Origin of the sequence: Kribbella sp. NPDC023855, assembly GCF_040639475.1 — a bacterium.
GTDB lineage: Bacteria > Actinomycetota > Actinomycetes > Propionibacteriales > Kribbellaceae > Kribbella.
Genome location: NZ_JBFAAA010000004.1, coordinates 115,997 through 125,657 on the forward strand (window position 1 = coordinate 115,997; position 9,661 = coordinate 125,657).

The 9,661-nt window shown below is 67.6% G+C and carries 13 protein-coding genes; 3 read left to right on the top strand and 10 right to left on the bottom strand.

What is annotated here, in order from left to right:
* Window positions 1-7 precede the first annotated feature (7 nt).
* Together AB0F51_RS15895 and AB0F51_RS15900 are read right to left on the bottom strand one after the other, a co-directional pair.
* Complete coding sequence (locus AB0F51_RS15895; protein ID WP_360280063.1) at window positions 8-454, bottom strand: pyridoxamine 5'-phosphate oxidase family protein; 447 nt, start codon at window positions 452-454, stop codon at window positions 8-10.
* Between the two features lie 89 nt (window positions 455-543).
* The gene (locus AB0F51_RS15900; RefSeq protein WP_360280066.1) at window positions 544-1,140 is read right to left on the bottom strand and encodes a M15 family metallopeptidase; all 597 of its coding nucleotides are present in this window, start codon (window positions 1,138-1,140) and stop codon (window positions 544-546) included.
* An 87-nt stretch (window positions 1,141-1,227) separates the two neighbouring features.
* On the opposite strand from AB0F51_RS15900, the gene AB0F51_RS15905 reads away from it, so the two are divergent.
* Complete coding sequence (locus AB0F51_RS15905; RefSeq protein WP_360280069.1) at window positions 1,228-1,917, top strand: response regulator transcription factor; 690 nt, start codon at window positions 1,228-1,230, stop codon at window positions 1,915-1,917.
* Entirely contained in the window at window positions 1,910-3,007 is a 1,098-nt protein-coding gene (locus AB0F51_RS15910) for a HAMP domain-containing sensor histidine kinase (protein WP_360280072.1), read from the top strand. Before AB0F51_RS15905 ends, AB0F51_RS15910 begins: the two co-directional genes overlap by 8 nt.
* Here the strand turns inward: AB0F51_RS15910 and AB0F51_RS15915 are convergent.
* The 4 genes from AB0F51_RS15915 to AB0F51_RS15930 are packed head-to-tail and all read right to left on the bottom strand — an operon-like array spanning window position 2,979 to window position 6,761.
* The gene (locus tag AB0F51_RS15915; RefSeq protein ID WP_360280075.1) at window positions 2,979-4,079 is read right to left on the bottom strand and encodes a UDP-N-acetylglucosamine--N-acetylmuramyl-(pentapeptide) pyrophosphoryl-undecaprenol N-acetylglucosamine transferase; all 1,101 of its coding nucleotides are present in this window, start codon (window positions 4,077-4,079) and stop codon (window positions 2,979-2,981) included. The genes AB0F51_RS15910 and AB0F51_RS15915 overlap by 29 nt on opposite strands.
* Window positions 4,076-4,693 (bottom strand): D-Ala-D-Ala dipeptidase VanX, encoded by a 618-nt coding sequence (gene vanX / locus AB0F51_RS15920; RefSeq protein WP_360280078.1) that lies wholly within the window; start codon window positions 4,691-4,693, stop codon window positions 4,076-4,078. The genes AB0F51_RS15915 and vanX overlap by 4 nt, the downstream gene beginning before the upstream one ends.
* Window positions 4,690-5,721 (bottom strand): D-alanine--(R)-lactate ligase, encoded by a 1,032-nt coding sequence (vanA, locus tag AB0F51_RS15925; protein ID WP_360280081.1) that lies wholly within the window; start codon window positions 5,719-5,721, stop codon window positions 4,690-4,692. The genes vanX and vanA overlap by 4 nt, the downstream gene beginning before the upstream one ends.
* Window positions 5,718-6,761, bottom strand: coding sequence for a D-isomer specific 2-hydroxyacid dehydrogenase family protein (locus tag AB0F51_RS15930; protein WP_360280084.1), 1,044 nt, complete (start codon window positions 6,759-6,761; stop codon window positions 5,718-5,720). Before AB0F51_RS15930 ends, vanA begins: the two co-directional genes overlap by 4 nt.
* Here AB0F51_RS15930 and AB0F51_RS15935 point away from each other — a divergent pair.
* Window positions 6,670-6,960, top strand: coding sequence for a hypothetical protein (locus AB0F51_RS15935; protein WP_360281572.1), 291 nt, complete (start codon window positions 6,670-6,672; stop codon window positions 6,958-6,960). The two genes, AB0F51_RS15930 and AB0F51_RS15935, sit on opposite strands and share 92 nt — an antisense overlap.
* A gap of 18 nt (window positions 6,961-6,978) precedes the next feature.
* On the opposite strand, the gene AB0F51_RS15940 is transcribed toward AB0F51_RS15935, so the two are convergent.
* From AB0F51_RS15940 to AB0F51_RS15955, 4 genes are read right to left on the bottom strand one after another with little or no spacing between them, the layout of a single operon-like run.
* Window positions 6,979-8,112, bottom strand: a complete 1,134-nt coding sequence (locus tag AB0F51_RS15940; protein ID WP_360280087.1) for a peptidoglycan bridge formation glycyltransferase FemA/FemB family protein — start codon at window positions 8,110-8,112, stop codon at window positions 6,979-6,981.
* 8 nt (window positions 8,113-8,120) lie between these two features.
* A complete protein-coding gene (locus tag AB0F51_RS15945; protein ID WP_360280091.1) occupies window positions 8,121-8,489 on the bottom strand; it encodes a hypothetical protein in 369 nt (122 codons plus the stop codon).
* Between the two features lie 41 nt (window positions 8,490-8,530).
* On the bottom strand, window positions 8,531-9,325 hold the full coding sequence (locus tag AB0F51_RS15950; RefSeq protein ID WP_360280094.1) for a hypothetical protein: 795 nt from the start codon (window positions 9,323-9,325) through the stop codon (window positions 8,531-8,533).
* Entirely contained in the window at window positions 9,322-9,657 is a 336-nt protein-coding gene (locus tag AB0F51_RS15955) for a PadR family transcriptional regulator (protein WP_360280097.1), read from the bottom strand. The genes AB0F51_RS15950 and AB0F51_RS15955 overlap by 4 nt, the downstream gene beginning before the upstream one ends.
* Window positions 9,658-9,661: the final 4 nt, after the last annotated feature.

The window sequence follows — 9,661 nt, forward strand, 5'->3', positions numbered from 1 at the left end:
GGCAAGGTCAGTTGTCGTGGAGGCGTTGGGCCCAGGCGAGGAGTCGGCGGCCTTGGAGGGACTCGATCTCCAGCCGGATCAGATGACCGTCGTGGTGCGGTGCCCACGGGCGGAGTGGGAGCGCCTCGCCGAGTGGCGGGTCCTCCTCGGTGTCGGCGACGGACAGATGCCCGATCGCGGTCACTGTCCAGCCCAGGTGCCGGTCCTGGTCGATCTCGTCCACCTCGAACGCCACCACGTCGCCTCGCTGGGCGGCGCGCAGCTTGTCGCCGTCCGAGGTTCTGAACAGGATGGCGCCGTCGGCGACCAGGAAGTTCACCAGCCGGACCGCGGGCAGCGCGCCCTGGGTGAAGACGAGCCGGCCGACCGGCACGGATCGCAGCAACCGGTGGCAGTCGGTGTGGCTGAGAATTTCCAGACCGGAATGGTCGAACTGTCGGCCCGGCATACTCATCGTTCACTCCCAGCTGGCTTGGTCTATCCAGCATCGCCGGACCGGGAGACAGCACACCAGGGCCGAAGGTCCCGACCGAGCCGGTCCGTTCAGCGTCGCATCCGTGGGTCGTGGGACGGGTCGGGGTACATCGGCGGGCAACCGTCGGTGATCGCCTGGGGGCGGAGTTCATAGTGCCAGGGCTCGTTGGCGTAGATCTGGCACAAGCCGTACCGCGCGCCGTTCTCGGACAGCCACGCGGTGGCGTCGGACCGCCCGATGTCGACCGCGTTCCCGGACACGTGCGGAGACGTTTCCGGAGTGGCGACCCAGCGAGCAGCCTCCTTCTCCGAGCCGTACTTCGCCACCGCGTCGCGCAGCAGCTTCCGCTGGTACTCCGGGGAGCGCCATCCGCTGTTGACGTAGAACCGCACCCCGTCGTCAGCCGCGTCCGTCGCGGCCTGGCGCAGCGCCTTGAGCAACTCGGGCTCGAGGTTCGCCACGCCGGGGTACTGGTCGTCGAAGACGGTCACCTGGCCGGGGAGCGAGCCGCCCTTCTCGGCTGTCGTCAGGCGGTGGTCGCCGCGAAGGACCTCGCCGACCGAGAACACCGAGGTCTGGTGGACGATTCCGGCCACGGCGGCCGTGATCACCAGCAGGCCGAGGGTCCGGCGAGTCGTTGTTCGTGTCGATGCCCTGTGCTTCATGCTGCCCAGTCAAGGCAGTGCGATGTTGCCGGTTCGTATGGGCTTTTCGATATACGGACGATATGTTCCGCCTCGTAGCATGTGGCCATGCGTGTGTTGGTCGTAGAAGACGAGCCGTTGATGGCCGAGGCGATCCGGGACGGGTTGCGGCTGGAGGCGATCGCGGCCGACCTCGCGGGCGACGGGGACACCGCGCTGGAGCTGCTCAGCATCAACTCCTACGACATCGCCGTGCTCGACCGCGACGTGCCCGGGCCGTCCGGTGACGAGATCGCCAAGAGCATCGTTGCCTCCGGCACCGGCATGCCGATCCTGATGCTCACCGCCGCGGACCGGCTGGACGACAAGGCCTCCGGGTTCGAGCTCGGCGCCGACGACTACCTGACCAAGCCCTTCGAGCTGCAGGAGCTGGTACTCCGGCTCCGGGCTCTCGACCGCAGGCGCAGCCTCAACCGGCCGCCGGTGCGGGAGATCGCGGGTCTGCGGCTGGACCCGTTCCGCCGCGAGGTCTACCGGGACGGCCGCTATGTGGCGCTGACCCGCAAGCAGTTCGCAGTACTGGAGGTTCTCGTCGCTGCCGAGGGCGGTGTGGTCAGCGCCGAAGAGTTGCTGGAACGGGCCTGGGACGAGAACGCCGACCCCTTCACCAACGCGGTCCGCATCACCGTATCGGCGCTGCGCAAACGGCTCGGCGAGCCCTGGATCATCGCCACCGTGCTCGGGGTCGGCTACCGCATCGACACAGGCTCCGGCGCCGGAGACGGGGACCGTGGCTAGGGAGCCTGGCTGGAGTGTCCGGCTCAAACTGACACTGAGCTATGCCGGCGTGATCGTGATCTCGGGTGCCGTGCTGCTCCTGGCGGTGTGGGTCTTCCTGTTGCGCTACGTCCCGGACGTCGGCATCAGAGGCCAACCGGGCGCCGGCAATCTGTGGCCGAACTTCCCCGACCGCAGCGATCTGGTGGTCGCGTTCCTGCCCAGGGTGGCCGTCATGCTGGCCGCGCTGCTGGTCTTCGGCCTGGTGGGTGGATGGCTCCTGGCCGGCAGCATGCTCGCGCCGCTGACCCGGATCACGAATGCGACTCGGCTGGCCGCGAACGGATCGCTGTCGCACCGGATCCTGCTGGAGGGCCGGAACGACGAGTTCCGTGAACTCGCGGACTCCTTCGACACCATGCTCGCGCAGCTCGAGGCCCACGACGCCGAACAGAAGAGATTCGCGGCCAACGCCTCTCACGAACTGCGCACCCCACTGGCGATCACGCAGACCCTGCTGGAGGTGGCCCGGAACGATCCGGGGCGCGACACCAAGGACCTCGTCGACCGCCTCCACTACGTCAACACCCGGGCGATCGACCTCACCGAGGCTCTCCTGCTGCTCAGCCGGGCCAACCAGCGCGCTTTCACCCGTGAGGACGTCGACCTGTCGCTCGCGGCGGAGGAAGCGACGGAAACGTTGCTGCCACTCGCAGAGAAACACGGCGTCACCATCGAGACCTCCGGCGACAAAGCCACGACCGTCGGCTCCCACGCGTTGCTGTTGCAGCTGACAACGAACCTCGTGCACAACGCGATCGTCCACAACCTGCCGGAACACGGCACGGTCTGGGTCAGGACCAGCGCTCGCTCCGGTTTCGTGGTGCTCGAGGTCGAGAACACCGGCCAGAAGCTGTCCCCGCAGGTGGTCTCGACCCTCACCGAGCCTTTTCAGCGCGGCACCCAACGCGTCCGCACCGACCACGCCGGCGTGGGCCTCGGCTTGGCGATCGTCAAGAGCATCGCCCAGGCCCACGACGGAACCGTCAAGCTCACTCCCCGTCCCGGTGGCGGCCTTCGCATCAAGGTCCGACTGCCCGCCGGGGGTTGATGGCGGCGAGCACGTGCCGGGCCAGGACGACGTCCGCGTCGAGGGCACCGCTCGCCGACGCCCGGGCCGACATCGCCGCGATCCGAGCAGGATCGGTGAGGATCGGGAGCAGAGTCGTCTCGATCCAGGCACAGTCGAGCTCGGCGTTGTCGACGAGCAGTGCGCCGCCCGCCCCGACGACCGGCTCGGCGTTCAGTCGCTGCTCACCGCCGCGCAGCGGCAGCGGGACGTACGCGGCGGGCAGGCCGACAGCGGTGAGCTCGGCACACGTCATCGCGCCCGAGCGGCAGATCACGAAGTCGGCCGCGGCGTACGCGTACTGCATCTCGTCCACATAGGGCAACGCCACATAGGGCGGTTCACCAGCCGGTACTTCGATCGTGTGCTGCGGCCCGGTGATGTGCAGCACCTGTACGCCGTTCGCCCCCAACGCCCCAGCCGTGCCGGCTACCGCGGTGTTGATCGTCCGAGCGCCCTGCGAGCCGCCGGTGACCAGCAGGACCGGACCCTCGGGTCGCAGCCCGAACCGCTGCCGGGCGGCTTCGCGTTGCGCGGGCCGGTTGAGCCCAGTGATCGACGGCCGCAGTGGGATCCCGATGGCTGTGGCGTGAGCCAGCCGGACACTCGGCGACGCGGTGTACACATGCGTTGTCATCCGGGCGGCCAGCCGGTTCGCCACTCCCGGCCGCGCGTTCGCCTCGTGCACGACGATCGGTATGCCTCGCCTGTGGGCGGCGAGGTAGGCCGGTGCTGCCACGTAGCCGCCGAAGCCCACCACTACCTCGGCCTGCACGCGATCGAGCACTTCCCCGGCCGCCAGTACCGAGTCGCGCAACTTGCCTGGCGTCTGCAGCAGCTCCCTGTTCAGTTTCCGCTGCAGCGGTACCGGCGGGATGAGTTCGAGTGGGTAGCCGCGCGCCGGGATGAGGGTGGTGTCCAGGCCGCGGACGGTGCCGAGGGCAACGACCTCGGCGGTGGGCTCGAGCCGGCGCAGCGCATCGGCGAAGTTCATCATGGGCTCGATGTGGCCGGCCGAATGGCCACCGGCGACAACGACGCGTGGTCCCGTCACTCCGCGCCCCCGACGGGGAAGTCGAAGTACAGGTCCGGGTAGGGCTCATCGGTGAGGGTGTAGTGCCACCACTCGCTGTCGTACCGGCGGAAGCCGCAGTCCTCCATGATCGAGCAGAGCAGCTGACGGTTCTGCGCCTCGGCCGGCGTGATGCTTTCCGCGTCGTGATGGGAGATCGGGTCCATCAAGTCATGACCACCGCCCATAGCAGCGAGTTCACCGGTGTGCAGGTGATAGAGCGTCAGGTCGACGGCACTGCCCCGGGTGTGGCCCGACTTGGCTGCCACGTAGCCCTTGCCGACCATCTCGCTGCGGTCGATGTTCGGATAGTGGCGTTGTTTCGTCACGCCGTCCTCCGGCTGCGTCGACCAGCGCAGGAAGCAGTCGACCGCACGTTGTGGCCGGTAGCCGTCCCAGATGAGCAGGCCCATGCCGACGGACTCGGCCTTGCCCTGCGCACTGTCCAGCGCCGCGCACAGGGCCGTCGTACCGACGATGCGATTGGCCAGGTAGCCGTCCACCGGGCGACCGGTGAAGTTGTCCCAGGTGGCGTACTTCGCATCCCAGCGGATACCGGGCACGACTTCGTCCACGTAGACGAAGTCCGCATTCACTGGATCTTCCCCGTCACCGCCAGCGAAACCACCCGGTCGAGCACTTCGGTCAGCGACAGGCCGGCGGCGGCCATCATCCTCGGATAGCGGCTGTAGGAGGTCAGGCCGGGCAGCGTGTTGACCTCGTTGAGGATCACCTTCCCGTCGGCGGTGAGGAACAGGTCCACCCGGGCAAGTCCGCGGCAGCCCAGCGCGCGATAGACCACCTTCGCGGTCTCCTGGACGAGCGAGCGCGACGCCGCCGAGATGTCGGCGGGCACGATGATCGTCGAGTTCTCCGACCCGCTTTCGGGATCGTCTTCCAGATGGATCTTGAAGAAGCCGTGCGTCAACGAGATCTGGTCCACCTCACCCGCGATCAGGTGCTGCTCGTTGCCGAGGATGGCGCAGCCGATCTCGCTGCCGGCCACGGCTTCCTCGATCACGATCTTCGCGTCGTACTGCCGGGCGGTCTCCACCGCGGCCGGCAACTCCGCTTCCGACGAGACCTTGCTGACCCCGAACGACGATCCCGAGCGGGCCGGCTTCACGAACACCGGATAGTTCAGCCGGCCGGCGTCGATCTTCTCGTCCGGGGTGAACGTCCAGAAGTTCGGGGTGGCGACGCCCGCGCTCCTGGCGACCAGGTAGGTGAGGGATTTGTCCATGGCCAACGCCGAGCTCTGGATGTCGCAGCCGACGTACGGGATGCCGGACAGTTCCAGCAGGCCCTGGATCGCGCCGTCCTCGCCTTGTTTGCCGTGCAGGACGGACAGCACCGCGTCCAGCCGGATCTCTTCGTAGCCGCCCTGCTCCAGGACGAGCAGGCCGTGGACGCTGCGGTCCGGGGACAGTACGGCCGGCCGGCAGTTGCCCTCTTCCCAGTTCCCTTCGGGCCCATCACAGAGCTTCCAGGCGCCGCTCTTGGTGATCCCGAGGTAGAACGGTTCGAACTTGTCGGTGTCGAGACTCTTCGCGACCTCCCGGGCGGACTTGACGGAGACGTCGTGTTCCTCGGAGCTGCCCCCGAAGATGATGCCGATCTTCATATCCATTGCTGCTTTCTGCGTTCGAACCTCAGGCAGTTGGCCAGAGAGTTCTCGACGGTGTCGGTCAGGGCGCGGTCGGTGTAGTAGGCGGTGTGCGGGCTGATGATCACGTTCGGCAGTTCCTGCAGCCGCACCAGTGCCTTGCTGTCCAGGGGTTGGTCCCGGCAGTCGGCGTAGAAGATTCCTTCCTCTCCTTCGAGCACGTCCAGCGCGGCGCCGCCGAGCCTTCCGTTCTCCAGAGCAGGCACCATGGCCTCGGTGTCCAGCAGGGCGCCACGGCCGGTGTTCACGACGAAGGCCCCCGGTTTCATTCGCTCGATCCGCTGGGCGTTCAGGAGGTGGTGAGTCTCAGCGGTCAGCGGAGTGTGCAGTGTGACGAGGTCGCTCAGCTGGAGCAGCTCGTCGAGCGGGACGTAGTCGGCGGAGGTCGCGGGGTGGTTGTCATAGGCAAGCACTTGGCAGCCGAAGCCCTGCAACCTCTCCATCACCGCCGCGCCGATGCGTCCGGTTCCGACCACCCCGACGGTCAGGTCGCGCAGTTCCTTCCCGCGAGCCTCGTTCAGCCGGTAGTCGTGAACGTCCGTCCGGCGAATGATCGACTTGGCCTGCCGGAGCAGCATCAGCATCAACATGAGCGTGTAGTCGGCCACGCCGTCGGGCGAGTACGGGGCGTTCTCGATCTGAAGGCCGATGCTCTCCGCGTAGTCGACGTCGAGGTGGTTGTAGCCGATGCTCCGGGTGGAGATGTACTGCACGCCGGCCTGGCTCAGCGCCCGCAACGTGGCGTTGGTGATCTGGGTCTTGTGACCGACGCTGATGCAGCGGCTCCCGGCGGCCAAGTCGGCCGTGGCTTCGGACACGGGTTCCTCGGTGATGGCCGGTACCACGCCGTGCCGAAGAGCAAGCTCCCGGAACAGAGCGGCCTCGTCCGGCTCGCAGTTGTAGACGGTGATTCTTGTTGTCAGCAAAGCCGAGCTGCACCAGGATGCCAGCGATCCGGTGCGGGGGGCCGCAGTGGGTACTGGTTCGCTGAAGATCATGGCTGCCAGTCAAGCCAGCGGGGTGTATCGCCCGCGTATCCAAAACTCCATACGTACCGAGAACATCGCGCTCGCTTCACTGGACAACGTGACCCTCACTCTCTGCCTCGTCGCCCTGGCCGTCGTGTTCGTGAGCCGGGTCCTGTCCATCTGCGCACGCCAGCGGCGCGAGCGACTGAGTGAACGCTCCGACGGCTGAGGGTCGGTGGCCGGATCTTCAGGGACGTTTTCTCCTGGACTCGCGGCGTTTCATGTAGAGGTCGAAGGCGCGGTAGGTGATCGATCGGAGCGGGAGGTCCCACTCGCCGGCGTAGCGGACTGCTTGGCCGCCGGTGCCGACCTTGAACTGGATCAGGCCGACGTGTGGGTCGTCGGCGTCCAGGGTGGGTGTGATGCCGCGCAGGTCGTACACGTCGCACCCGGCCGCCAGTGAGTCGCGGATCATCGCCCACTGGCAGGCGTTCGAGCCGCGCACCTCGCGCTTCTCGGTGGAGGAGGCGCCGTAGGCGTACCACGCGTGGCCGCCGACGCGGATCAAGATGGTGGCGGCGACCAGCTCGCCCTGGTGGCGGGCCAGGTAGAGCTTGATCCGCTCGGGATCCTCGGCACTCATCGCCGCGAACATGGTTTCGAAGTACCGCAGGGGCCGGGGCGTGAAGTGGTCGCGCTCGGCGGTGTGGACGTAGAGATCGTGGAACGCCTTCAGTTCCGCACTGGTCCCCAGCTCGACCTCGACACCTTCCTTGGCGGCCTTCTTGATGTTGCGGCGCCACTGCTGGTTCATGCCCTTGAGCAGGGCGTCCTCGGTCCGGCCGGCCAACGGAATCTCGAACCTGTACTGCGGATGCCCGGTCCCGAAGCCGCTCTCCGGGTTCTGCGGCAGCCACCCGGCCGCGCTGAGCTGGATGTGGACGCCAGAGCCGACCGGGTAGGCCTGACCCGGCAGGTCGGTGAGTCGCTCGATGCCCGGGTCGGCGATGCCCTCCTTGACCTGGGCGGCGCTCCAGGTGTGGGTGTGCACCGGTGGGCCGAGCCGGATCGCGAACGCGCCGTGTTCCCTGAGGTAGGTCGCCAGCGGGTCGAGCCACCTGTCGATCTCGCCACTCCAGTCGATGGCTGGGCCCTCGGCGAGGTAAGCCAGGGTGTAGCGGTCGAGTCGCGGTACCGAGCGGTGCAGAACGAGACCGGCGCCGACCAATTGGCGGCCGTCGTACCAGCCGAGGGACTCGCTGCGCCATTCGGTCTTGACGTGGGCCCACGCTGGGGTCTGCAGGAAACTGACCGATGGCTGCGTCCGGATGAACGCCAGGTGCTCGGAGACGCTGATCGGTTTGACGGTCAGGGAGGGCATGCCTCCAGTCAAGGCAGCTTGATGTTGCCAGGGCGTATGGCAGTTTCAATACGCCGACGATATGTGGTGAGGTGCCAGGCGATCGTGTAGAGAAGCAAGGCGACCGCGAGGGCGGCGCCGGCTCGCTTTGCTGCTCCGGTCAAGACGCCCTCGGTGACCGCGGCCCAGGACGTTGTCACGCTCCTGTAGTTGTCGTAGTCGTCGCGGATCAGGACGGCAGCGCCTAACAGCGGGGCTGCGATCAGTAGCGCTACCACCAGCCGCCGGGACTTGGTACCGAGGTGGTCGGCTGCCGGATCGTGGTGGCGGAGCAGCGGCAGGACCACCGCGGGGTGAGCCAACGTGAAAGGCATCTCGATGGTCTTCTCTCGTCGCACCTGGATAGTACGTCTCGGAGAATACTCACTTCAGCGGACTATTACGAACCGAGCATCCCTTGGGTCGCGGCGTGAGCGAGGAAGAGTGGGGACGCTGCCGTGATGGCGGCCAGGCCGCGTAGGTCTGACAGGCGTGAGCGGAGAGCGAGGGCGGCGCCGGTCAGGAGGGCGGTGAGCAGTGGCCAGACGCCGTAATCGGTGCTTATGACGAAACTGCGCGTCTGGACGAGGGCGACGGGGAACCACGCAGCGGCGGCCATGGCTCCGGCTACTGCCGAGAGGTGACGGTCGCCGCGGCGGTCTGGGGGAGAGGCGAGTACGACGGCTGCGGTGAGGGCTGCGGCGATGGGCTCTAGCGGGCTTTCGCCGTACAAGACAGGTGTGAGTGCTGCGTAACCGAGCTGGCCGGCGATGGCCAGAGGTGCGCCTGTTGACCGGCGGCCGAGGAGGGCGATGATTGCGCCGAGGCACATGGACGTCAAGAACAGCACTTGCAGCGCTTGGCGGCCGTCGGTTGTCGCGAGGTGGCTCCAGGTCGAGCCGGGGGAGATGGCGACTCCGGCGTACCAGCTCCTCAACTGGATCCCGCCGTACGCCGCGGTGACCCCTAGGGCGAGCGGCGCTGCGAGGGCGAAGAAGCGGCCGCCGGGTGAGGCGGAGTCGAGGCCGAGGCGGACGCGGAGAGCGTGGGCGAGTAGGTCGGCGTCGGCTCGGAGCCGGGCTGGGCGGGAGAGGTCCAGCGTCATTTCACGATGGACGTCGAGAATCTCTTCTCCGTAGGCGGCTCGATGGGCAGCCGGATAGATCCGGAGAAGGCCGCCCGGGTCTCGGCTCATGTTGCAGTGGCTGTGCCGGCGGCCAGGCGGCGGCGGACTTCGCGGGCGGTGGCGGACAGGCGCTCCGCCTCTGCTTCCAAGCGCTCGCGGCCGGTCGGGGTGAGGACGAAGATCCGGCGGGCGCGGCCGGCCACCACCTCTTCGCGCTCGACCTTGATCAAACCGTCCGCCAGCAACCGGTCCAAGGCGCCGTACAGGGCCCCGGTCCGCGTCACCACCCGGCCGTCGGTGATGGTCTTGACCTCCTGCGCGATCGCGTAGCCGTGCCGTGGTTCGTTCGCGAGCGCGGTCAGCAACAGCAGCGCCAGCTCCTGCATCCCTCGATCGGTCATGTGA